The following is a 21,612-nucleotide window of genomic DNA, read 5'->3' as shown; positions in this document are numbered from 1 at the left end:
TCTCTCGCGGCCCAAGCTAACCCGCATCATAACGAGATTGAGTGCGAAACCGATGCAAGCTCTCTACGCCCAGCTTTTGGTGGGATTGATCAACGGATCGTTCTACGCGCTGCTCAGTCTCGGGCTCGCCGTGATCTTCGGCATGCTCAACATCATCAATTTCGCCCATGGTGCGCTCTACATGATGGGCGCGTTCTGCGCATATTTTCTGCTGCATCTCACGGGGATTGGATACTGGTGGGCTCTGATCATCGCGCCGATTGTCGTCGGCATCTTCGGCATGATCCTCGAACGGACCATGCTGCAATGGCTGGCCGGTCTCGACCACCTCTACGGGCTGTTGTTGACGTTCGGCATCGCGCTGATCGTGCAGGGAGTGTTCCAGAACTACTTCGGCTCGTCCGGCCTGCCGTACGCGATTCCTGATTATCCGGAGGTCGGCGGGTTCCGCGGATTACAGGGCGGCATGAACCTCGGATTCATGTTCCTGCCGATCTACCGCGGCTGGGTCGTCGTGTTCTCGCTCGTGGTGTGCCTTGCCACCTGGTTCCTGATCGAGAAGACCCGGCTCGGCGCCAATCTGCGCGCGGCGACTGAAAACCCGACCCTGGTGCGCGCATTCGGCATCAACGTGCCCAGGATGATCACGCTGACCTACGGCCTCGGCGTCGGCTTGGCGGCGCTGGCCGGCGTATTGTCCGCGCCGATCAACCAGGTGCGGCCGTTGATGGGCGCGGACCTGATCATCGTCGTGTTCGCGGTGGTGGTGATCGGCGGCATGGGATCGATCATGGGATCGATCATCACCGGATTTGCGCTCGGCGTGATCGAGGGACTGACCAAGTATTTTTATCCCGAAGCTTCCAACACCGTGGTGTTCGTCCTGATGGTGCTGGTGTTGCTGGTGAAGCCAACGGGACTGACTGGACGGGCTGCCTGACATGAGCGCATTGACTGACGACACACTGCCGGTAACGCCGCAAGCGATGCGCGACGAAATGATTGTGTTCGCCGGGATGGCGGTGCTGCTGGGGCTCGTACCCATGACGGGCATCTATCCGTTCTTCGTGATGCAGGCGCTGTGCTTCGCGCTGCTTGCTTGCGCTTTCAACCTCCTGATCGGCTATGGCGGCCTGCTGTCGTTCGGCCACGCCATGTTCCTGGGGACCGCGGGCTACTGCTCGGCGCATGCGCTCAAGGTCTGGGGTGTAACGCCGGAAGTCGGAATTCTGGTCGGCGTCGCCGGCGCCGCCGCGCTTTCAGTCGTCACCGGCTTCATCTCGATCCGCCGCCAGGGCATCTACTTTTCGATGATCACGCTGGCGCTCTCGCAGCTCCTGTATTTTATCTATCTGCAGGCGCCGTTCACGCATGGCGAGGACGGCATCCAGGGCATTCCGCAGGGCTACCTGTTTGGAATATTCGATCTCTCCAGGCCGACGGTGCTTTACTACGTGGTGCTCGCCGGGTTCCTCGGCGGCTTCCTCCTGATCTACCGCACCATCAACTCGCCATTCGGAGAGGTGCTGAAGTCGATCCGGGAGAACGAGCAGCGCGCGATCTCGCTGGGCTACAAGACTGACCAGTACAAGCTGGTCGCTTTCATCCTCTCTGGAACGATTGCGGGCTTTGCCGGCTCGCTGAAGGTGTTCGTGGCGCAGAACGCTTCGCTCACCGACGTGCACTGGACGATGTCGGGTGAAATCGTGCTGATGACGCTGGTCGGCGGCCTCGGCACGGTGTTTGGTCCGGTCGTCGGGGCCTTCGTTATCATCGCCATGCAGCAATATCTGGCCGGCTTCGGCCAATGGGTGACGGTGATCCAGGGCGTCATCTTCGTGGCCTGCGTGTTGACGTTCCGCCGGGGCATCATCGGCGAGATCGCGCGTTATTTCCGCCGATCCCTGTAAAAACGGCGGGTTTTGGCGCAGTTTTCGGTGCCACAAAGCGGTGGATGATCCGGTTCCCGGGGCCCGACGTCGCGCGCTTTTCCCTCGAATGGTCTATGACAGTTTTGTGACAGCCCGCTCCGCGGCTGTTTCTGTACGACGGAAAAATGCCCATGCTGCGCTGGTTTCGTGCCTTTTTGCCCAAGGAGGAGCGGTTTTTTGACTTATTTGCCCGCCACGCCCAGACGGTCGTGCAGGGCGCGCTGGCGTTGCAGGACATGATGCGCGGCGGCGAGGAGACGCCGGTATTCTGCCAGCGAGTCAATCAGTTCGAACACGACGCCGACGGCATCACCCGCGAGGTCCTGACCGCGGTCCGCCGCACCTTCATTACCCCGTTCGACCGCGGCGACATCAAGAATCTGATCACGTCGATGGACGACGCGATCGACCAGATGCAGCAGACCGCGAAGGCGGTGGTGCTGTTCGAGGTCCGAACGTTCGAGCCTCCGATGCGCGAAATAGCCACGCTGTTGGTCGAGTGCGCCAATCTGGTCAGCCGCGCGCTTCCCCTGATGAAGTCGATCGGGAGTAACGTCGCGATGCTGACCGCCATTACCGAGGAAATCGGAAAGCTGGAGGGTCGTATCGACGATCTCCACGACATCGGGTTGAAGGAGCTGTTTCTCAAGCATCGCAACGGCAATTCGATGGATTTCGTCGTCGGCGCCGAGATCTACAAGCATCTCGAAAAGGTGTCCGATCGCTTCGACGACGTCGCCAACGAGATCAACTCGATCGTGATCGAACAGGTATAGGGCAGGGCCAATTCAGTGGACGCCACCCTGGCTTTTCCAATTCTGGTCTTCTTGATTGGCGTCGCGCTGTTGTTCGATTTCCTCAACGGTCTGCACGACGCCGCCAACTCGATCGCCACGATCGTATCGACCCGCGTGCTGCGGCCGCATTATGCGGTGGCTTGGGCGGCGTTCTTCAATTTCATTGCCTTCCTGGTCTTTGGCCTGCACGTTGCCAATACCATCGGCAAGGGGATCATCGAGCCCGATGTCGTGGACGCGACCGTCATCTTCGCTGCGCTGGTCGGCGCGATTGTCTGGAACCTGATCACCTGGGGGCTCGGCATTCCATCGTCGAGTTCGCACGCGTTGATCGGCGGACTGGTCGGCGCCGGCGTGGCGAAGGCCGGGATTTCGGCCGCGGTCTGGAGCGGGCTGTCCAAGACGCTCCTGGCGATCGTGTTGTCGCCGCTGGTCGGATTCCTGCTGGCGCTGGTGCTGGTCGCGATCGTGTCCTGGCTGTCGGTGCGCTCGACGCCGTTTGCGGTCGATCGCGCGTTCCGCATCCTGCAATTCGTCTCGGCCTCGCTCTATTCGCTCGGCCATGGCGGCAACGACGCGCAAAAGACCATGGGCATCATCGCGGTGCTTTTGTATTCGCAGGGCCACCTCGGGGCAGATTTCGCGATTCCCTTCTGGGTCGTGATTTCCTGCCAGGCGGCGATGGGGCTCGGCACATTGATGGGAGGCTGGCGGATCGTCCGCACCATGGGATTGCGGATCACGAAATTGACGCCGATGCAGGGCTTTTGCGCCGAAACCGGTGGAGCTGCGACCCTGTTCATGGCGACCTATCTCGGGGTTCCCGTATCCACGACCCACACCATTACCGGCTCCATTGTCGGCGTCGGCGCGGCGCGGCGGGTCTCTGCGGTGCGCTGGAACGTGGCGAGCTCGATCGTCTACGCCTGGGTAATCACCATTCCGGCTTCAGGGTTCGTCGCGGCGCTGACCTATTGGGCGGTGCTGTTGCTGCGCTGATCAGGTGACCAGCTTGAGCCCGACAATGCCGGCCACGATCAGTCCGATGCAGGCGAGGCGAGCCGCGGTCGCAGGTTCGCCGAACAGGGCGATACCAAGGATTGCCGTTCCGACCGCACCGATGCCGGTCCATATGGCATAGGCGGTTCCGATCGGCAGCGCTTTCAAGGCAAGGCCGAGCAGGACGATGCTGCCTGCCATGCAGGCGAGCGTCAGGACGGATGGAACAAGTCGCGTGAAACCCTCGGTATATTTGAGGCCGATCGCCCAGCCTATTTCCATGAGCCCGGCGACGAACAATACGATCCACGCCATGACAACCCTCCAAAACCTGGCAGGGTCGTCCCCGCGGATGAGCCCTGCGAATTGGAAGGCCGTCCTTCCGCGACGGATATGGGACTGGCCAGCAGCGTCCGCAATCACCAAATGAGGCTTGATTAGCCCCGTTTTCCCTGCCAAACGCTCCAGCCTCATGTCCGACATTGCCGTCACTGCCGAATCGCCGTCCCGCTCGCCGCTCTCAGATGAAGTGGCGCGGCGGCGCACGTTTGCGATCATCTCCCACCCGGACGCCGGCAAGACCACGCTGACGGAAAAGCTGCTGCTGTTCGGCGGCGCCATCAACTTGGCGGGCCAGGTCAAGGCTAAGGGCGAGCGGCGCAATACCCGTTCCGACTGGATGAAGATCGAGCGCGAGCGCGGCATCTCGGTCGTGACCTCGGTGATGACGTTTGAATTCGAAGGCCTCGTCTTCAACCTGCTGGACACGCCGGGCCACGAAGACTTCTCGGAAGACACCTACCGGACGCTGACCGCGGTCGATTCCGCCGTCATGGTGATCGACGCCGCCAAGGGCATCGAGGCCCGGACGCGAAAGCTGTTCGAGGTGTGCCGGCTGCGCGACATTCCGATCATCACCTTCATCAACAAGATGGACCGCGAGAGCCGCGACACGTTCGAACTGCTAGACGAGATCGAAAAGACGCTGGCGCTCGACACCACGCCGATGACCTGGCCGGTCGGCCGCGGCCGCGACTTCCTCGGCACCTACGACGTCGTGAACGGCGGCGTGCGCCTGCTCGAAGGCGGTGGCGCCAAGACCGGCGCGACCGAGCAGATCGATATCGCCGATCTTGCCGGCCGCAATCCCAATCTCGACGTCGCTGAGATCAAGGACGAACTCGCGCTGGTGTCGGAAGCCTGCAAGCCGTTCGAGCTGGACGCGTTTCGCGAGGGCCACCTGACGCCGGTCTATTTCGGCAGCGCGCTGCGCAATTTCGGTGTCGGCGACTTGCTGGAAGGTCTTGGCAAGTTCGCGCCGGCGCCGCGGGCGCAGGACAGCAATTTGCGCAAGGTCGAAGCAGCCGAGCCGCGCATGAGCGCCTTCGTGTTCAAGATCCAGGCCAATATGGATCCGAACCACCGCGACCGCATCGCGTTCGCGCGGCTGTGTTCCGGCAAGCTCAGCCGCGGCATGAAAGCGAAGCTGGTGCGGACCGGCAAGAACATGTCGCTGTCGTCGCCGCAGTTCTTCTTCGCGCAGGACCGCTCGGTGGCCGATGAAGCCTTTGCCGGCGACGTCGTTGGCATTCCGAACCACGGTACCTTGCGGATCGGCGATACGCTGACGGAAGGTGAGGACATCACCTTCGTCGGCGTCCCGAGTTTTGCGCCGGAAATCGTCCGCCGCGTTCGGCTCACCGACGCGATGAAGGCCAAGAAGCTGAAAGAGGCGCTGCAGCAGATGTCGGAAGAGGGCGTGGTGCAGGTGTTCCGGCCCCGCGACGGCGCACCGGCGCTGGTCGGCGTCGTCGGTCCGCTGCAACTCGACGTGTTGAAGGCGCGGTTAGACGCGGAATACTCGCTGCCGGTGGAATTCGAGGTTTCGGAATTCCAGCTCGCCCGCTGGGTCTCGTCCGACGACCGCAAGAAGTTAGAGGCCTTCATCGCGGCCAACGGTTCGGGCATCGCCGACGACGTCGACGGCGATCCCGTGTTCATGGCCAAGAACGAGTTTTACCTGGGTTATACCAGGGAGCGCGCCGAAGGGGTCACCTTCTCCAACGTCAAGGACGTGAAGAAGAAGGCGTAAGCGGGGTTCGCTTTTTGCGCCACCCTCCGCTGTCGTCCTCCGCGAAAGCGGGGGACCCAGTACGCCGCGGCTTATCCGTAAATCACTGACGTCTCTGGAATACTGGATCGTCCGGTCGAGCCGGACGATGACAGTTGGGGTGAGGCTGGTTGCTCACCCACTCATGCATCCAGTGGATGCCTGCATGCAGCCTCGATAAGTCCCTTGCGCCCGCTCTGCCGCGTCAGGAAGTATCCATTGGATGCTTTTTAAAAAGGGAGACCGCCCATGACTGATCTCGCAACCTATTCCCGTTCCGGCCCGGTTGGCACCATCGTGATCGACGATGGCAAGGCCAATGTGATGTCGCTTGCCATGCTCAACGCCCTGCATGCGGCCTTCGATCAGGCGGAAAAGGACAAGACGGTGGTGATCCTGAAGGCGCGGGGAAAGCATTTTTCAGGGGGATTCGACCTCAACGTCTTCGCCAAGGGCAGCGCCCAGGACCAATATCTGATGGTGAAAGCGGGCGCGGAACTGGCCTTGCGCATCCTTTCGTTCCCGACGCCGGTGGTGGCGGCCTGCCAGGGCAACGCCTACCCGATGGGGGCCTTCCTCATCATGTCCAGCGACCACCGCATTGCCGCCGAGGGCGACTACCGGATCGGCATGAACGAGGTCGCGATCGGGCTCACCGTGCCGCGTTTTGCGATCGAGATCGCACGGCAGCGGCTGACACCGGCCTATTTCAGCAGGGCGGTAATGACCGCGGAAATGTTCGGCCCAACGGAGGCCGTCACCGCCGGCTTCTTTGACCGCATCGTCCCGGCGGATGCGCTGGAGCGCAGCGCCGAGGAGACCGCACAGGCGCTCGCCACGCTCAACATGGCCGCCCATGCCGCCACCAAGGCGCGGGCGCGCGGAGATGTGATCAAGATGATCCGCGCCATGATCGACGAGGACATTACGCCACAGTATGGCGAGGACCGCGTTGCCAAACGAGTATCGGCCTGACGGAAAGCTTCGGTCGCCCGGCAGTGGCGTTGCGTCTCATGCCTTTGTATGAAGGGGACATGACCGCAAAGCCGCGCCGGGCGACCTATCGCCATGGCAATCTGAAATCCGAAGCGCTGAAGGCCGCCACCCGCCTGGTGGCCGCGGCCGGCCATGAGCAATTGAGCCTGCGCGAGGTCGCGGAGGCCGTCGGCGTCGCGCATCGATCGCTGTACAATCATTTCGCTGACCGCGAAGCGCTGCTCGACGCGGTCGCGGCCGAGGCCTACACGCGGCTCGCCGCCATCCTCGTCAAGGCAGAGACGCCACAGGACTACACCGCGAAATATGTCCGCTTCGCGCTCGCCAACCGCGCGCTGTACGCCCTGATGACCAGCCGCCCGCACGCCACCATGAAGCACAATCCGCCGCTGCAGGCCGCGGTTCATAAGGTCATCGCCCAGGCCATGCGGATATTCTGCCAGGATATCGAGAGCCCGGCCGAGCGTCGCCGCGCGGTGATGAAGGTCTACATCACGCTCTATGGCGGCATCTCGCTCTATACGGCCGGCGTCCTCGACCAGCCCAGCGAGAAGGCCCTGATTGCGGAACTGTCCGCCATGAACGCAGGGATGTGAACACCGTCCGCCTTGCTACGGGACGAAGCGCGCATCAGCTTAGTTGGGTCGCCTTTTAGGACTTAGGGCCGCATGTTCCGGAGCATCATCGTCTGCCTGATCACCACATTCGTCGGGATGAGCGCCGCCGACGCCCAGTCGAGGCGCCAGATCGACGCCACGCCGTTTTCGCACGCGCCCTGCAGCGTGCTCGACGGCCAGCCGTGCACGCCGTCATTTTGCAGCGTGTTCAACGAAGGTCCCTGTATTCCCGAGATCGATTATCCGTACGGCCAGAATCTGCAACTCACGATCGAAAGCGTGCCGCCACAGGATCAGGCCGCGAAATACCGGAAGCCCGATCATGATCTGGATACGATCGGCGACCTCTTTGCGGCGTTGCGCTCCTGTTGGTCGCCGCCGCCTTCCGACATCGCGCGCCAGGGCATGCAGATGTCGGTTCGGTTCAGCTTCACGCGCTCGGGCGAGATCATCGCTACGCCCCGCCTGACCTATGCCACGGCAGGCGTCCCGGCCGACACCCGCGCTACCTATTTGAAAGCGATCAACGCGTCGCTTGCAGGCTGCACTCCGCTCAAGTTCACGTCCGGGCTTGGCGGCGCGCTTGCCGGGCGGCCGATTGCGATCCGCTACGTCGACAACCGCGATCTAGGCAGGCAGGCGGAGAAGCCGTGAGCCGAGTACGTCATTCCGGGGCGATGCGAAGCATCGAACCCGGAATCTCGAGATTCCGGGTCTGGTCCTTCGGACCATCCCGGAATGACGTCGTATATGCGCATTGCAGTTCGGGCCCTTAAAATGATACCCGGATAATCCGGAAAACCAGCCGCGCAACGGGAGGCACGTCATGGGACTGCTGGTGTTGATCCTGGGCCTGATCCTGTTCTTCGGCGTCCACACGCTCACCACGCAGCGCAAGCTGCGCGCGCAAGTGATCTCCGCGACGGGCGAGAGCGGCTACATGATCGGCTATGCGCTGGCTTCGATCGCTGGTCTGGCGCTGATCGTCTGGGGCTTTGCGCTTTATCGCGCGACGGGCTGGTACAACGTCTGGAACCCGCCAGTGGCGCTCAAGCACATCACCACGGCGCTGATGCTGCCCGCGGTCATCATGGTTGTCGCGTCCTACATCCGCGGCCGGATCTATACGACGCTGAAACATCCGATGCTGACGGGCATCAAGCTGTGGGCGGCGGCGCATCTGCTCGCCAATGGCGATCTCGGCTCGATCCTCCTGTTCGGCTCGTTTCTCGCATGGGCGGTGTATGATCGCATTTCGCTGAAATATCGTTCCGACGCCGGCGCCCCGCCGATTCCCGTCGGCGGTCCCGGCAACGATTTGATCGCGATCGCGGTCGGTCTCGTCGCCTATCTGGCGCTCGCCTTCGCGTTCCATCCGGTCGTGATCGGCGTCCCCGTGGTTGGAGCCTAATATGTCCGTGCAATCTTCCATCAAGCGCAAAACGGCGCCGGATATCCGTGCGCGCAAGAACGGCGAGCCGATCGTGATGCTGACGTCCTACCATGCGCATACCGCGGCGCTGGTCGATCGCCACTGCGACGTCATTCTGGTCGGCGATTCCCTCGGTAACGTCATGCACGGTTTCGAGACCACGGTGCCGGTGACGCTCGATATGATGATCCTGCAGGGCCATGCGGTGATGCGCGGCTCGAAACATGCCCTCGTCGTGGTGGACATGCCGTTCGGCTCCTATGAGGCCTCGAAGGAGCAGGCATTTCATTCCGCGGTGCGGATATTGAAGGAAACCCATTGCGGCGCGGTGAAGCTCGAAGGCGGCGCCCGGATGGCGGAAACCGTCGCGTTCCTGTCCGAGCGCGGCGTGCCGGTCATGGGCCACATCGGACTGACGCCGCAATCGATCAACACGCTCGGCTCGTTTCGCGCGCAGGGCCGCGACGAGGGCAGTTGGGATCCGATCCTGAAAGACGCCCAGGCGATCTCGGATGCCGGTGCGTTTTCGGTCGTGGTCGAGGCGGTCGCCGAGCCGCTGGCGCGCAAGATCACGGAGACCATCGCCATTCCGACCATTGGCATCGGCGCCAGTGCGGCCTGCGACGGCCAGGTGCTGGTGCTCGAAGACATGCTGGGCCTGTCGCCGCGGACGCCGAAATTCGTGCGCCGCTATGGCAATCTCGGCCCTGCGATCGAAGCGGCGATCCACGGCTACGCCAGCGACGTGCGCTCGCGCGCTTTCCCGGGACCCGAGCACGTCTACGAGATGAAGAAGAGCTAACGGGGCGCGCCATCCATGGACTGGTCGCAACACTCTATCCCGGCGATGCGGCTCGAGCCGCGCTTTGGCGACCGAATCGTTCCGGTCTTTTGTGAACGGCCCAAGAGCATTCCAGCGATGGTGGCCGAAGCGGTTGCGACCAACCCGGACGGCGAGGCGCTGGTCTGCGGCGCCACGCGAATGACATGGCGCGAGGTCGCGCAACAATCGGCGCAAATCGCAGCAGGATTTCAAAAACTCGGTCTGCAGCGCGGTGACCGTGTCGCGCTACTGGTCGGCAACAGAATCGAATTCGTGCTGACGATGCTGGGTGCGGCCCATGCCGGGCTGGTGACGGTGCTGCTTTCGATCCGCCAGCAAAAGCCCGAGATCGCCTATGTGCTCACCGATTGCGGCGCAAAGCTCCTGATCCACGAGGCCACGCTGGCCGACCGCGTGCCCGATGCGGGCGATATCCCTGAAGTCACGCATCGGATCGTAGTCGACGACGATCCGCGGCTCTCGCGCTTTACCGAGCTCTCGGAAAACGCGCCGCTGGCCGCACCAATCGAGGTCGGCGAAGAGGACACTGCCATGATCCTCTATACGTCGGGCACCACGGGGCGGCCAAAGGGCGCGATGCTCGCCCATTGCACGATCATTCATTCGGCCATGGTGTTCGTCTCGTGCCTGAAGCTCACTGCCGTGGATCGATCGATCGCCGCGGTGCCGCTCGGGCATGTCACCGGCGTGGTCGCCAACGTCATGACCATGGTCCGTTGCGCAGGCGCGCTGATCATCATGGCGGAGTTCAAGGCGGCGGAATATTTGAAGTTGGCGGCGCGCGAGCGGGTCACCTACACCGTGATGGTGCCGGCGATGTACAATCTCTGCCTGCTGCAGCCGGATTTCGACAGCTACGATCTGTCGAGCTGGCGGATCGGCGGCTTTGGCGGCGCGCCGATGCCAATCGCCACCATCGAGAAGTTGGCAGCGAAAATTCCGGGGCTGAGACTCGCCAATTGCTACGGCGCGACCGAGACCACTTCGCCGTCGACCATGATGCCTGCAGAATTCGTCGTGAGCCATATCGACAGTGTCGGCCTGCCGTGCCCGGGCGCCAACATCATCGTCGTCGATACCGAGGGCCGCGAACTGCCGCGCGGCGAGATTGGCGAAATCTGGATTCACGGCGGGTCCGTCATCAAAGGCTACTGGAACAATCCGAAGGCGACGGCGGAGAGTTTTACCGCCGGCTTCTGGCATTCCGGCGATCTCGGCTCGATCGACGAAGAGAATTTCGTGCGCGTGTTCGATCGTCAGAAGGACATGATCAACCGTGGCGGGCTCAAGATCTATTCCGCCGAGGTCGAGTCGGTGCTTTCAGGCCATCCCGACGTGGTCGAGAGCGCGATCATCGCAAAGCCGTGCCCGGTGCTCGGCGAGCGCGTGCATGCCGTCATCGTGACGCGGAATGCCGTCAGCGGCGAGGTGCTGCGCGCCTGGTGCGCCGAGCGGCTGTCGGACTACAAGGTGCCGGAAACCATGGATGTGCGCACGGACCCGCTGCCGCGAAATGCCAACGGCAAGGTGATGAAGCGGCAGTTGCGCGAGGCTTCCGCCACGGACTCGGCTGCGGCGCAGGCATCGGCTAACCGCTAATCAACCGACACGGCTGCCCACAAAGTCTTCCAGATAATCCGGGACTTTCTGCCCTTCGATATCGCAGCGGCACTGGATTTCGCGTGCGACATCTTTCGATAAGTCTTCGCTCCAATGTTCGAGCGTGTCGAAGGCGACGACCTCGATCGGGTCGCGGAATTGGCCCGACAAAAGGTCGGTAACGATCGTTTCGAAATCAGTCCGTTCGACCTTCCGGACGATGGCGTCCGGCCCCGCTTCGAGGACCAAATAGATGGTCTGATCGGCACCATACGGCACAATCGGCGGAAATCCGCGCATTGCCTGATCTCCACGTAACAGAGATTCAATTACAGCGCAGGGGAAAGGTTCCTGCTACGCGGCGACGTTTCAAAGAGGCCTGGCCGACGGCAACGATGAGCGCCGTGCCGTCCCAAATCGCCGCTCGCTGGCGCCGCGACAGGGCTAGAGTTTCGGCGCGCTGCCCTTGGGCATCGCGCTCTCGCTCAGCCCGGCCGCGAGTGCGGCGCTGTCGATCGCGGCGGCGCTGACGAGCTGCTTGACATCAAGCAGCGTGAATTGCGCGATGCCGACACGGTCGGCCAGCGTGCCCGGAACGAGCTGCACACTCAATACGCCATCGCAGTTCGCGCCCTTGGCCTCGGTCAGCATGGCGCTCGGTTCCTTCGCCTTGGTCTGGGCGCGCTTGACGACCGCCACGCAACTGCCGCGCACGGTGTCGCCGTTGAGCTTGACGGCGGCCCTCGGGTCGAGCGGCTTGCCGATTGCCTCGAGCGCAGTCGCTTCCTTGTACTTGCCGCCGACCGACATGATCGAGCCCTTGCGGTAGATGTAGTACAGATGCTGGTCGCCAACGATGGTCGGCACGCCGTATTTGCCCATGATCTCCTTGATCATGTCCGCCTTCGATGGCTGCTGGTCCGGTGCGAAGGTCAGGTTGCGGGCGACGAAATAGGCGCGGTTGGCGCTCGCGGGCGAGGAGAAGCTGGTCGAGAGCATCTCGCCGTTCTGTTTCGAACCGGCAGGAAGGCTGAAGTTCAAGGCGGCGACGTAGCTGGCACCGCCGAACTTGAGCTGCTGGATGTCGGTCTTGGTGTCGGTCCGGCCCTTGAACAGCGAATCAAAAATGGCGCGCGCGGATTCGGCGTTCGATTCGGTCGAGATACCCAAAATGTCGGGGCGCAGCTTGCCCGAGAATGCCGTCTCGGGCGCCTTCGGCTTGAAGTCGTCGGCCAGTGACGCTGCGGCCAGGGATACCAGGCCGAGGGCAAGCAGCATCGAAACCAGCGCGTGGCGAGGCATGAAACACCTGAAAAATTGGGTATGGATCGACAATGGAAGCGGCCGGGATTACGCCAAACTTTGAACCGCGATGTCAACATTGCCAGCCGATTTCGGAGGCGGTTGGGGGCCACTGTTAACGCTTTGATCCGCCTCGCTTTGCCTTGCCACCGCCATATCGATAGGCTACGCCCCGGCCATGCGGGATTGGGCGCGCGATACTGCCGCCGAAGCTGCGGTTCCCCGGGGATGGGATATCTTTAAGTGTCTGAATTATTTGATGAAGTAGACGAGGAGGTCCGTCGCGAGCAGCTCAAAAGGCTGTGGGACCGGTATTCGCTTCTGATCATCGCCGGCCTGATTTTAATCATCGCCGCCGTGGGTGGCTGGCGCGGCTACCAGTATCTGGAGTCCAAGAAGGCGGCCGAGGCGGGGGCGGCGTTCGACAAGGCGGTCGAGCTTTCGGAAGCCAACAAGCACGCCGAGGCCGAAGCGGCGTTCGCCGATCTCGTTGCGAAGGCGCCGTTCGGCTACCGCGTGCTGGCACGGTTGCGCATGGCGGCCGAAGTCGCCAACCGCGATCCGCAGGCTGCGGCAAAGCTGTTCGACGAGATTGCCGCTGACCGCAGCGTCGGTGTCGCCGAGCAGGATCTCGCGCGGATTCGCGCGGCCCAGTTGCTGCTGGAAAGCACCAGCTATCCCAACATGAAAGAACGCCTCGAAGCCGCTGCTGCGCCGGGCGCCACGTTCCGCCATAGCGCGCGCGAATTGCTGGCGCTGTCGGCCTGGCGTGCCAATGATGCCGCGGCGACGCGGCAATGGCTGGATACGATCGCCAATGACGGCGAGACGCCGCCGAGCCTGCGCTCGCGTGCCGAAGCGCTGCAGGCCTTGCTGCCGCCGGTCGCCAAGAGCTGACGCCAGCAAAACGAGTTGGGAAACCCGATATGCGCCGCCCGCAACGTTTGATCGCAACCACCGTCCTCATCGCGCTTTCGGGCGCGCTGGCAGGCTGCGGCGGTGGCGGCTTGGGCAATTTCGATCCCACCGACATGCTCGACTTCCTCGACACCAAGAAGAAATTGCCCGGTGAGCGCAAGCCGGTGTTCCCCGAAGGTGTGCCGGGCCTTGAGCAGGGCGTGCCGAAGGATCTCTACAGGGGCGCCAATCAGCAAGTTGATGATCCTAACGCGGTCGCGGCTGCAGCACCTCCGCCCGAAGAGCCCAAGTCGAAGCGTGGCGCGAAATCCAAGGGCAAGCAGGCCGCCGCACCCGCCGCTGCGGACCCCGACGTCGCTCCCGAGGAGGAGGGCAGCACAGCCGCTGCGCCGCCTGCGCCCAAGCCGGCCAAGATCGTGCGCAAGCGCACCACGGCTCCACCGCCCGATCAATCGGCCGCGCCCGCGCAATCCTCGCAACAATCGGCTTTCCCGGCTCCGATGCCGAGCGGCAGTTTCTCGCGCTAATTTGTTGTTTTCGTTCGATTGACACGCCCTTCAAAAAAGGGCGTTTGGGTCATTTATGTCCTTTACGATCGCCATCATCGGCCGGCCCAACGTCGGCAAGTCGACGCTGTTCAACCGGCTGGTCGGGCAGAAGCTCGCGCTGGTGGACGACGAGCCCGGCGTCACCCGCGATCGCCGCGAGGGAAGCGCACGTCTCGGCGATCTCGAATTCACTGTGATCGACACCGCAGGCCTCGACGAGGGCGCCAAGGGCTCGCTCACGGCACGAATGCAGGAGCAGACCGAAGCCGCGATCGGCCTGGCCGATGCGCTGATGTTCGTGATCGACGCCCGTGCGGGCCTGATGCCGAACGATCGCGCCTTTGCCGATTTCGCGCGCCGCGCCAACAAGCCGGTGGTGCTGGTCGCCAACAAGAGCGAGGGCAAGCACGGCGAAATCGGCGCGATGGAATCCTACGCGCTGGGGCTCGGCGATCCCGTGCAGATTTCGGCCGAGCATGGCGAGGGCTTGAGCGATCTCTACGACGCGCTCGCCGCACTGATGCCGGAGCCGGCTGAAGAGCGGGAAGAGTTCGACGACGACGATATCGTATCGGACGAGGATATCGCCCAGCGTCCGATCCGCGTCGCCATCGTCGGCCGTCCCAATGCCGGCAAGTCGACGCTGATCAATCATCTGCTCGGCGAGGAGCGGCTGTTGACCAGCGCCGAAGCCGGCACCACGCGCGATTCCATTTCGGTGGAGATCACCTGGCAGGGACGCGATTTCCGCGTGTTCGATACTGCGGGCTTAAGGCGGCGATCGCGGATCGAGGAGAAGCTGGAAAAATTGTCGGTGGCCGACGCGCTGCGCGCCGTGCGCTTTGCCGAAGTCGTCGTGATGATGATGGATGCGCAGAACCGGTTCGAGGAACAGGATTTGCGCATCGCCGATCTGATCGAGCGCGAGGGGCGGGCGATCGTGCTCGCTGTCAACAAATGGGATTTGATGGAGCGCAAGCCGCATCTGATTTCGGCGCTTCGCAGCGATGCCGATCACTGGTTGCCGCAGGTGAAAGGTGCCCCCATCGTCGCCGTATCCGGCTTGCTGGGCGAGGGCATCGACCGCCTGATGACCGCAATCCAGGATGCTTACGCGGTCTGGAACAAGCGCGTGCCCACGGCCGCGCTCAATCGCTGGTTCGAGCAGGCAGTCGATGCCAACCCGCCGCCCGCAGTATCGGGCCGCCGGCTGAAGCTGAACTATATCACGCAGACCAAGGGACGTCCGCCGAGCTTCGTGCTGTTCTGCTCGCGCGCGGACGCCGTGCCGCAATCCTACTTGCGCTATCTCACCAACAGCCTGCGCGAGGCTTTTGACCTGCCGGGCACGCCGATCCGCATCACGCTGCGCGAAAAGGCCAATCCGTTCGCGCATAAGCGCAAGCGGCCCTCATGAGCGAACAGGCGTCCACCGCTGCTGCCGACGATAGGCCGCCGGTGCGCAGCGGCGCGGCGGCCTTTATCTTCGTCACCATCCTGCTCGACATGCTCGCGCTCGGCCTGATCCTGCCGATCCTGCCCAAGATCGTGGAGAGTTTTGTCGACAACGACACCGCGACGGCGGCGCGGATCTTCGGCCTGTTCGGCACGGCCTGGGCGCTGATGCAGTTCCTGTTCTCGCCGATCCATGGCGCGCTCTCGGACCGCTTCGGCCGCCGGCCGGTGGTGTTGCTGTCGAATTTCGGACTGGCGCTGGATTACGTGCTGATGGCGCTGGCGCCGTCGCTGACCTGGCTGTTCATCGGCCGGGTGATCTCAGGCATCACCTCGGCCAGCATTTCCACGGCCTTTGCCTATATCGCCGATGTGACGCCGCCGGAACGGCGGGCCGCGGTGTTCGGCAAGATCGGCGCGGCCTTTGGCGCCGGATTCATTCTCGGCCCCGCCATCGGCGGCCTGCTCGGCGGCATGGATCCGCGTCTGCCGTTCTGGGTCGCGGCGGGCCTGAGCTTTGCGAACGCGCTCTACGGCTGGCTGATCCTCCCCGAGTCGCTGCCGAAGGATCGGCGCGCGCCGTTCCACTGGAAGAGCGCCAGTCCGCTCGGCGCATTGCATCTGTTGCGCTCGAACCGGATTCTCGCTGGCCTGTCGCTGGCGAATTTCTTTGGCCAGGTCGCGCATGTGGTGCTGCCTTCCACCTTCGTGCTCTACGCCACCTATCGGTATGGCTGGGACACGACAACGGTGGGGCTCACGCTGGCGTTGGTGGGCGTCTGCGCCATGGTGGTGCAGGGCTTGGGCGTCGGGCCGATCGTCACGCGTCTCGGCGAACGCCGTGCGCTGCTGCTCGGGCTCGCTTGCGGCGCGCTGGGATTTTTCATCTATGGCGCGGCGCCGACCGGATCACTGTTCTGGACTGGCATTCCGGTCATGGCGCTGTGGGGCGTGGCAGGTGCGGCGATCCAGGCCTTGACGACGCAGCTCGTTGCGCCGGATCAGCAGGGCCAGTTGCAGGGCGCGACCAACAGCGTCAACAGCATCGCCCAGATGGCGGGGCCGTTCCTGTTCACGCTGACCTTTGCCTATTTCATCAGCGATCAGGCGCCGGCGAAATTGCCGGGCGCGCCGTTCCTGCTGGCGGCGGCGCTGTTGGGGCTCGCGCTGCTGATTGCGTGGCGCACGCTGGCTAGCAAGAAACACTGAATTGTAGGGTGGGCAAAGCGCTAGCGTGCCCACCATTCGCGATGTTGAACCGGAGAGATGGTGGGCACGGCGCTTGCGCACCTTTGCCCACCCTACGCGATCCGCTACGCCGTCACTTCTTCACCAGCGGACACTCGCTGGCTTCGAGCGGCTTGGCGGCGTCTTCCGCCGAGATCGTGGCGATCTGCTTGTAATAGTCCCACGGTCCCTTCGACTCTTCCGGCTTCTTCACTTCGAACAGATAAGCCGGAATGAGACGGCGGCCATCGGCACGCAGTGGGCCCTTGCCGAACAGCGGATCATCGGTCGGCAATTCCTTCATCTTGGCGACGACCTTGGCGCCGTCATGCGGATTGCCGCCCATCGTGTCGAGCGTCTTGAGATAGTGCAGCACCACTGCATAAACGCCGGCCACCGTCATCGAGGGCATCGTGCCTTTCGGTGACACTTTCTGGAAGCGCTTGGACCATTCGCGCGTCTTGTCGTTCAGGTCCCAGTAAAACGATTCCGTGAACGTCAGACCTTGCGCGGTCTTCAAGCCCAACGAGTGAACGTCGTTAATGAAGAGCAGGAGCGCCGCAAGCTTCTGACCGCCCGCAACGATGCCGAATTCGGACGCCTGCTTGATCGCATTGGTGGTGTCGCCGCCAGCGTTGGCAAGGCCAACCACCTTTGCCTTCGAGGACTGCGCCTGCAACAGGAACGACGAGAAGTCCGACGTATTCAGCGGATGCCTGACTCCGCCCAGCACCTTGCCGCCGCTGGTGGCGACGACCGCCGAGGTATCGCGCTCCAGCGCATGTCCGAACGCGTAGTCTGCGGTCAGGAAGAACCAGCTATCGCCACCGGCCTTGGTCAGCGCCTTGCCGGTTCCGTTGGCCAGCATGTAGGTGTCGTAGGTGAAGGAAATCGTGTTCGGCGTGCAGGCCTTGCCGGTGAGATCGGCTGTGGCTGCGCCCGAATTGAGCAGGACGACGTTCTTGTCCTTGACGAGGTTGCTCACCGCGAGCGCGACGCCGGAGTTCGGCGTGTCGGCGATGACGTCGACCTTGTCGTTGTCGATCCACTGCCTGGCGATGTTGACGCCAACGTCAGGCTTGTTTTGGTGATCGCCACTGACCAGATCGATCTTCCAACCCTTGGCGGCGAGGCCGGAATCTTCAATCGCCATCTTCGCTGCAGCCACCGAATTGGGACCGCCAATGTCGGCATAGAGGCTCGACATGTCGTTCAGCACGCCGATCTTGACGGTCTTGTCCTGGGCCAGTGCTGGCGTCGCCAGCCCGAATGCGGCAAGCGCCACGGAAGCGGCGAAGCGCCGCGCAATTCTCGTCGTCATGGGTATTCCTCCAGAAATGTTGTTCGCCGGCTCTCTTTTCGGAACCTGCCAGCGGTCCTGCGATAGTCCTTCTCGAAACCGCGGGCAATGCACCTATCGTCGCGCGCTCGACGTCAGCTCGGGCCAGATCGCGATGTCCCACACCGCACCGTTGCCCCGGGTATTCTTTTCGTAAGACCGTTCCTTAACGAAGGTTCCACTTTTTCTGAACACGCGGTTGTTCGCGCGATCGCAGACATAGAGCAACCCGTCATTGGCGAGTTTCACGCAATGCACGGGATTGGCGAATTCATGTCTCAACAAGCGACGAAATGGATTGCTTTCCGCCTTCGCTAAAGCTTCGGCGGACAAGTCGCTGCGCTTACAATGAGAGAGCTCGTAAGATGCTCAAGCCGGCGGATGAAAACTCATCAGTGTGCGAGTCTTGTAGTCATAAAGCTTGCCGGTCTCGGTCCATTCCGGCGCGCACATCGGCACGATGAATTGCGCGGCCTGTTCCGGCGTATCCAGCGTCATCGGGTCTTCGCCGGGAAAGACGCTGGCGCGCATGCGGGTGCGGATCGGGCCGGGGCTGAACAGGTTGACGCGCAATTTCGTGCTCACGGTCTCGTTGGCCCAGGAACGCACCAGCGTGTCCAGCGCCGCCTTCGAGGCCGCGTAGGGGCCCTGATAGGCGTTCGCCTTGCTGGCAGCGCCCGAAGTGACGAACACGGCCCGGCCGGCGTCCGAGACCTTGAGGAGCGGATCCATGCAGCGGATGAGCTGGAAGTTCGCGGTGACGTTCACTGCCATCACGTCGTTCCAGGGCTTCAGCTCGATATGCCCGAGCGGCGAGGAGGGGCCGGCAACCCCGGCATTGCCGACGAGAATGTCGAGCTTGCCGTGGCGTTCATGCAGCGCCGCGCCGAGCCGCGCGATGCCGTCGAAATCGGTGAGGTTGAGCGGCACCAGCGTGGCGCTGCCGCCGTCCTTCCTGATCTCGTCGTCGAGTTCCTCCAACCCGCCTTGTGTGCGCGCGACGGCGACGATGTGCGCGCCGGCCTTTGCCAGCGCGAGCGCCGTGGCATAGCCGATGCCGCGCGAGGCGCCAGTGACGAGCGCAATGCGGGAGGCGAGGGGTTTGGTCATTGAACTAGCTCGATCATCGTCGTCCCCGCGAAAGCAGGAACCCATACGCCGCGGCGCTCATGAGGTAAGGAGGTGTCAATAACTGATGGCATCCGCAAAAACGAAGGCCTGTGGTTATGAGTCCCTGCTTTCGCAGGAACGACACCGTTGAGTGTTCTCAGCTCGCTTCCGCCAAGAGCGAGAGCTGGCGCGGCTGCGGTTCGACCTGAGTCTGGTCAGTAAGGTGCGTCGGATAGGCACCCGTGAAGCAATGGTCGGAGAATTTCGGATTGGCGGGGTCGCGCCCCGGTTCGCCCATCGCGCGGTACAGGCCGTCGATCGACAGGAACGCCAGCGAATCCGCGCCGATGATGTCGCGCATCTCTTCCAGCGAATGGGTGGCCGCAAGAAGTCCGCCGCGGTCCGGCAGGTCGATGCCGTAATAGTCGGGATAGAGGATCGGCGGCGAAGCGAGCCGGAAATGGACCTCGCGCGCACCGGCGTCGCGCATCATGCGCACGATCTTCTTCGACGTGGTGCCGCGCACCAGTGAATCGTCGATCAGGATGATCCGCTTGCCTTCGATCGCGGCGCGATTGGCCGAGTGCTTCATGCGCACGCCGAGCTCGCGCACGCTCTGCGTCGGCTGGATGAAGGTGCGGCCGACATAGTGGTTGCGGATGATGCCGAGTTCGAACGGCACGCCGGAATGCTGGCTGTAGCCGACCGCCGCCGGCACGCCGGAATCCGGCACCGGCACCACGACGTCGACCTCGACATGGCTTTCGCGGGCGAGCTGCGCGCCGAAGGCCTTTCGGACCTCATAGACCGAACGGCCGCCGACGATCGAATCCGGCCGTGAGAAGTAGATGTATTCGAAGATGCAGGGCCGCGGCGGTTTCGGCGGAAACGGCTTGTGGCTGTGGGCGCCTTCCTCGTCGAACACGACGATCTCGCCGGGCTCGACGTCGCGGACATATTTGGCGCCGATCATATCGAGCGCGCAGGTTTCCGAGGTCAGGATCGGACAGCCTTCGAGATCGCCGAGTACCAGCGGACGGATGCCGAGCGGATCGCGCGCGCCGACCAGCTTCTTGTTGGTCATCGACACCAGCGAATAGGCGCCCTCGATCGTGCGCAGTGCTTCGATGAAGCGATCGATGAAGCGGCCGCGCTTCGACTGCGCCACCAGATGCAGGATCACTTCGGTGTCGTTGGTGGATTGCATCATGGCGCCGTTGCGCACCAGTTCGCGGCGCAGGCTCAGCCCGTTGGTGAGGTTGCCGTTGTGGCCGACCGCGAAACCGCCGGCATTGAGTTCGGCGAACAGCGGCTGCACGTTGCGCAGGATGTTGGCGCCGGTCGTGGAATAGCGCACATGGCCGACCGCGAGGTTGCCAGGGAGGCGCTCGATCACCTCGCGGCGGGAGAAGGTGTCGCCGACCAGGCCGACCCGCTTCTCCGAGTGAAACCGCGAGCCGTCGAAGGAGACGATGCCGGCGGCCTCCTGGCCGCGGTGCTGCAAAGCGTGCAGCCCGAGCGCGGTGACGGCAGCGGCCTCGGGGTGGCCGAAGATGCCGAACACGCCGCACTCCTCGCGCAACGTGTCGCCTTCGAGATCGTCCTGCAACTCGATGCCACGGTTTAGATCGAGTTGCCCGGCGGGATCGGAAGGGTTTTGCATCGCGTCCATCGCCTCTCTATTTTGGCTAGAATTAGCGGCCCGCGGGTTTTTCGATCAGCTTTTTAAGGCTGTCGCGGGCAGGTTTGCTGTAGCCATCGCCGGACGCAGGGGCTGCCTGGTCGGCGTCAGTTTGATCGTCTTCCGGTTTATTCTTCTTGAATCTCTTTAAAATGGTGTTCTCGGGGTCGTCCGGCAAGAGCGACATTAACCAATCCCCGGTTCCCTGCAGCACTACCCGCGATTTTGCACCGGTGATCCAGTCCGGCCGCTGCTTGTCCGGGACCAGCCAGCTAAAGAACAGGAAGGCGACCACCACGATCAAAAGGCCGCGACCCAACCCAAACAGGAATCCAAGCGTGCGATCCAGCGCGCCGATCCGGGAATCCAGGATCATATCCGAAATCCGCACCGTGATCACGGAGACCACGATCAGTGTGCCGATGAAGGTGCCGGCCACCACCGCCACGGCTGCCACGGTATCATTGTTGAAATAGGCCTTGGCGGTCGGCAGCAGCTTCGAGAAGGCATACAGCGTCACCAGCGCCGCCGCGCCCCAGGCCGCGATCGACAGGATCTCGCGCATGAAGCCGCGCACCATGGCGAGCAGCCCCGAAATCAGCATCACTCCGAGCAGGACGAGATCGAGTATCGTTATCGGCATCGGCTGGTCAGGTCCGCTCGTAAGTCCTTTAGGCAGCGAATCGGCGGCTCAGGGTCACCCCCAA

Annotated in this window: 23 protein-coding genes; 15 read left to right on the top strand and 8 right to left on the bottom strand. The window is 63.0% G+C overall.

Annotation, left to right across the window (positions count from 1 at the left end; translation table 11 throughout):
- Window positions 1-52: 52 nt before the first annotated feature.
- The 4 genes from V1292_RS28325 to V1292_RS28310 all read left to right on the top strand — a co-directional run bounded on the left by V1292_RS28325 (window position 53) and on the right by V1292_RS28310 (window position 3,727).
- Complete coding sequence (locus V1292_RS28325; protein ID WP_028346539.1) at window positions 53-940, top strand: branched-chain amino acid ABC transporter permease; 888 nt, start codon at window positions 53-55, stop codon at window positions 938-940.
- 1 nt (window position 941) lies between these two features.
- Window positions 942-1,910 (top strand): branched-chain amino acid ABC transporter permease, encoded by a 969-nt coding sequence (locus tag V1292_RS28320; RefSeq protein WP_334375873.1) that lies wholly within the window; start codon window positions 942-944, stop codon window positions 1,908-1,910.
- A gap of 152 nt (window positions 1,911-2,062) precedes the next feature.
- Complete coding sequence (locus tag V1292_RS28315) at window positions 2,063-2,707, top strand: DUF47 domain-containing protein (RefSeq protein ID WP_065745101.1); 645 nt, start codon at window positions 2,063-2,065, stop codon at window positions 2,705-2,707.
- A 15-nt stretch (window positions 2,708-2,722) separates the two neighbouring features.
- Entirely contained in the window at window positions 2,723-3,727 is a 1,005-nt protein-coding gene (locus V1292_RS28310; RefSeq protein WP_334375872.1) for an inorganic phosphate transporter, read from the top strand.
- Here the strand turns inward: V1292_RS28310 and sugE are convergent, their stop codons facing one another.
- Window positions 3,728-4,042 carry a quaternary ammonium compound efflux SMR transporter SugE gene (gene sugE, locus V1292_RS28305; RefSeq protein ID WP_334375871.1) on the bottom strand — a complete coding sequence of 105 codons (315 nt, stop codon included), beginning with the start codon at window positions 4,040-4,042 and terminating at the stop codon, window positions 3,728-3,730.
- A gap of 157 nt (window positions 4,043-4,199) precedes the next feature.
- Between sugE and V1292_RS28300 the strand changes: the two genes are divergently transcribed.
- The 7 genes from V1292_RS28300 to V1292_RS28270 all read left to right on the top strand — a co-directional run bounded on the left by V1292_RS28300 (window position 4,200) and on the right by V1292_RS28270 (window position 11,325).
- Complete coding sequence (locus V1292_RS28300) at window positions 4,200-5,819, top strand: peptide chain release factor 3 (protein WP_334375870.1); 1,620 nt, start codon at window positions 4,200-4,202, stop codon at window positions 5,817-5,819.
- Between the two features lie 267 nt (window positions 5,820-6,086).
- A complete protein-coding gene (locus V1292_RS28295; RefSeq protein WP_334375869.1) occupies window positions 6,087-6,812 on the top strand; it encodes a crotonase/enoyl-CoA hydratase family protein in 726 nt (241 codons plus the stop codon).
- 59 nt (window positions 6,813-6,871) lie between these two features.
- Entirely contained in the window at window positions 6,872-7,429 is a 558-nt protein-coding gene (locus V1292_RS28290; protein ID WP_197427482.1) for a TetR/AcrR family transcriptional regulator, read from the top strand.
- A 72-nt stretch (window positions 7,430-7,501) separates the two neighbouring features.
- Window positions 7,502-8,104 carry a hypothetical protein gene (locus V1292_RS28285; RefSeq protein ID WP_334375868.1) on the top strand — a complete coding sequence of 201 codons (603 nt, stop codon included), beginning with the start codon at window positions 7,502-7,504 and terminating at the stop codon, window positions 8,102-8,104.
- 172 nt (window positions 8,105-8,276) lie between these two features.
- Window positions 8,277-8,861: an NnrU family protein gene (locus V1292_RS28280; RefSeq protein WP_334375867.1), complete on the top strand. Its 585-nt coding sequence runs from the start codon at window positions 8,277-8,279 to the stop codon at window positions 8,859-8,861.
- Between the two features lies 1 nt (window position 8,862).
- Entirely contained in the window at window positions 8,863-9,684 is an 822-nt protein-coding gene (panB, locus tag V1292_RS28275) for a 3-methyl-2-oxobutanoate hydroxymethyltransferase (RefSeq protein ID WP_334375866.1), read from the top strand.
- Window positions 9,685-9,699: 15 nt separating this feature from the next.
- Window positions 9,700-11,325 carry a class I adenylate-forming enzyme family protein gene (locus tag V1292_RS28270; RefSeq protein ID WP_334375865.1) on the top strand — a complete coding sequence of 542 codons (1,626 nt, stop codon included), beginning with the start codon at window positions 9,700-9,702 and terminating at the stop codon, window positions 11,323-11,325.
- Here the strand turns inward: V1292_RS28270 and V1292_RS28265 are convergent, their stop codons facing one another.
- Complete coding sequence (locus V1292_RS28265) at window positions 11,326-11,625, bottom strand: hypothetical protein (RefSeq protein WP_334375864.1); 300 nt, start codon at window positions 11,623-11,625, stop codon at window positions 11,326-11,328.
- Between the two features lie 144 nt (window positions 11,626-11,769).
- Window positions 11,770-12,627, bottom strand: a complete 858-nt coding sequence (locus V1292_RS28260) for a hypothetical protein (protein WP_334375863.1) — start codon at window positions 12,625-12,627, stop codon at window positions 11,770-11,772.
- 243 nt (window positions 12,628-12,870) lie between these two features.
- Between V1292_RS28260 and V1292_RS28255 the strand changes: the two genes are divergently transcribed.
- The 4 genes from V1292_RS28255 to V1292_RS28240 are packed head-to-tail and all read left to right on the top strand — an operon-like array spanning window position 12,871 to window position 16,757.
- Complete coding sequence (locus V1292_RS28255; RefSeq protein ID WP_334375862.1) at window positions 12,871-13,524, top strand: tetratricopeptide repeat protein; 654 nt, start codon at window positions 12,871-12,873, stop codon at window positions 13,522-13,524.
- Window positions 13,525-13,553: 29 nt separating this feature from the next.
- Window positions 13,554-14,072, top strand: a complete 519-nt coding sequence (locus V1292_RS28250; RefSeq protein WP_334375861.1) for a hypothetical protein — start codon at window positions 13,554-13,556, stop codon at window positions 14,070-14,072.
- A gap of 55 nt (window positions 14,073-14,127) precedes the next feature.
- Window positions 14,128-15,510: a ribosome biogenesis GTPase Der gene (der, locus tag V1292_RS28245; RefSeq protein WP_334375860.1), complete on the top strand. Its 1,383-nt coding sequence runs from the start codon at window positions 14,128-14,130 to the stop codon at window positions 15,508-15,510.
- Window positions 15,507-16,757 carry a TCR/Tet family MFS transporter gene (locus V1292_RS28240; RefSeq protein ID WP_334375859.1) on the top strand — a complete coding sequence of 417 codons (1,251 nt, stop codon included), beginning with the start codon at window positions 15,507-15,509 and terminating at the stop codon, window positions 16,755-16,757. The genes der and V1292_RS28240 overlap by 4 nt, the downstream gene beginning before the upstream one ends.
- Before the next feature lie 112 nt (window positions 16,758-16,869).
- Here V1292_RS28240 and V1292_RS28235 read toward each other — a convergent pair whose 3' ends face one another.
- From V1292_RS28235 to V1292_RS28215, 5 genes are all read right to left on the bottom strand, one after another.
- A complete protein-coding gene (locus tag V1292_RS28235; protein ID WP_334375858.1) occupies window positions 16,870-18,096 on the bottom strand; it encodes an ABC transporter substrate-binding protein in 1,227 nt (408 codons plus the stop codon).
- 93 nt (window positions 18,097-18,189) lie between these two features.
- On the bottom strand, window positions 18,190-18,447 hold the full coding sequence (locus V1292_RS28230; protein ID WP_334377244.1) for a hypothetical protein: 258 nt from the start codon (window positions 18,445-18,447) through the stop codon (window positions 18,190-18,192).
- Window positions 18,448-18,483: 36 nt separating this feature from the next.
- The gene (locus V1292_RS28225; RefSeq protein ID WP_334375857.1) at window positions 18,484-19,224 is read right to left on the bottom strand and encodes an SDR family NAD(P)-dependent oxidoreductase; all 741 of its coding nucleotides are present in this window, start codon (window positions 19,222-19,224) and stop codon (window positions 18,484-18,486) included.
- Between the two features lie 157 nt (window positions 19,225-19,381).
- Entirely contained in the window at window positions 19,382-20,887 is a 1,506-nt protein-coding gene (gene purF, locus V1292_RS28220) for an amidophosphoribosyltransferase (RefSeq protein ID WP_334377193.1), read from the bottom strand.
- 31 nt (window positions 20,888-20,918) lie between these two features.
- Entirely contained in the window at window positions 20,919-21,548 is a 630-nt protein-coding gene (locus V1292_RS28215) for a CvpA family protein (protein ID WP_057846388.1), read from the bottom strand.
- Window positions 21,549-21,612 lie beyond the last annotated feature (64 nt).

This window comes from Bradyrhizobium sp. AZCC 1719, assembly GCF_036924525.1.
Classification (GTDB): domain Bacteria; phylum Pseudomonadota; class Alphaproteobacteria; order Rhizobiales; family Xanthobacteraceae; genus Bradyrhizobium.
This window is presented reverse-complemented; position numbering and strand designations above follow the sequence as displayed.

Coding starts and splice junctions, on each gene's coding strand:
- V1292_RS28325 (WP_028346539.1), top strand. CDS start 53: ATGCAAGCTCTCTACGCCCAGCTTTTGGTGGGATTGATCAACGGATCG.
- V1292_RS28320 (WP_334375873.1), top strand. CDS start 942: ATGAGCGCATTGACTGACGACACACTGCCGGTAACGCCGCAAGCGATG.
- V1292_RS28315 (WP_065745101.1), top strand. CDS start 2,063: ATGCTGCGCTGGTTTCGTGCCTTTTTGCCCAAGGAGGAGCGGTTTTTT.
- sugE (WP_334375871.1), bottom strand. CDS start 4,042: ATGGCGTGGATCGTATTGTTCGTCGCCGGGCTCATGGAAATAGGCTGG.
- V1292_RS28300 (WP_334375870.1), top strand. CDS start 4,200: ATGTCCGACATTGCCGTCACTGCCGAATCGCCGTCCCGCTCGCCGCTC.
- V1292_RS28295 (WP_334375869.1), top strand. CDS start 6,087: ATGACTGATCTCGCAACCTATTCCCGTTCCGGCCCGGTTGGCACCATC.
- V1292_RS28290 (WP_197427482.1), top strand. CDS start 6,872: ATGACCGCAAAGCCGCGCCGGGCGACCTATCGCCATGGCAATCTGAAA.
- V1292_RS28285 (WP_334375868.1), top strand. CDS start 7,502: ATGTTCCGGAGCATCATCGTCTGCCTGATCACCACATTCGTCGGGATG.
- V1292_RS28280 (WP_334375867.1), top strand. CDS start 8,277: ATGGGACTGCTGGTGTTGATCCTGGGCCTGATCCTGTTCTTCGGCGTC.
- panB (WP_334375866.1), top strand. CDS start 8,863: ATGTCCGTGCAATCTTCCATCAAGCGCAAAACGGCGCCGGATATCCGT.
- V1292_RS28270 (WP_334375865.1), top strand. CDS start 9,700: ATGGACTGGTCGCAACACTCTATCCCGGCGATGCGGCTCGAGCCGCGC.
- V1292_RS28265 (WP_334375864.1), bottom strand. CDS start 11,625: ATGCGCGGATTTCCGCCGATTGTGCCGTATGGTGCCGATCAGACCATC.
- V1292_RS28260 (WP_334375863.1), bottom strand. CDS start 12,627: ATGCCTCGCCACGCGCTGGTTTCGATGCTGCTTGCCCTCGGCCTGGTA.
- V1292_RS28250 (WP_334375861.1), top strand. CDS start 13,554: ATGCGCCGCCCGCAACGTTTGATCGCAACCACCGTCCTCATCGCGCTT.
- der (WP_334375860.1), top strand. CDS start 14,128: ATGTCCTTTACGATCGCCATCATCGGCCGGCCCAACGTCGGCAAGTCG.
- V1292_RS28240 (WP_334375859.1), top strand. CDS start 15,507: ATGAGCGAACAGGCGTCCACCGCTGCTGCCGACGATAGGCCGCCGGTG.
- V1292_RS28235 (WP_334375858.1), bottom strand. CDS start 18,096: ATGACGACGAGAATTGCGCGGCGCTTCGCCGCTTCCGTGGCGCTTGCC.
- V1292_RS28225 (WP_334375857.1), bottom strand. CDS start 19,224: ATGACCAAACCCCTCGCCTCCCGCATTGCGCTCGTCACTGGCGCCTCG.
- purF (WP_334377193.1), bottom strand. CDS start 20,887: ATGCAAAACCCTTCCGATCCCGCCGGGCAACTCGATCTAAACCGTGGC.
- V1292_RS28215 (WP_057846388.1), bottom strand. CDS start 21,548: ATGCCGATAACGATACTCGATCTCGTCCTGCTCGGAGTGATGCTGATT.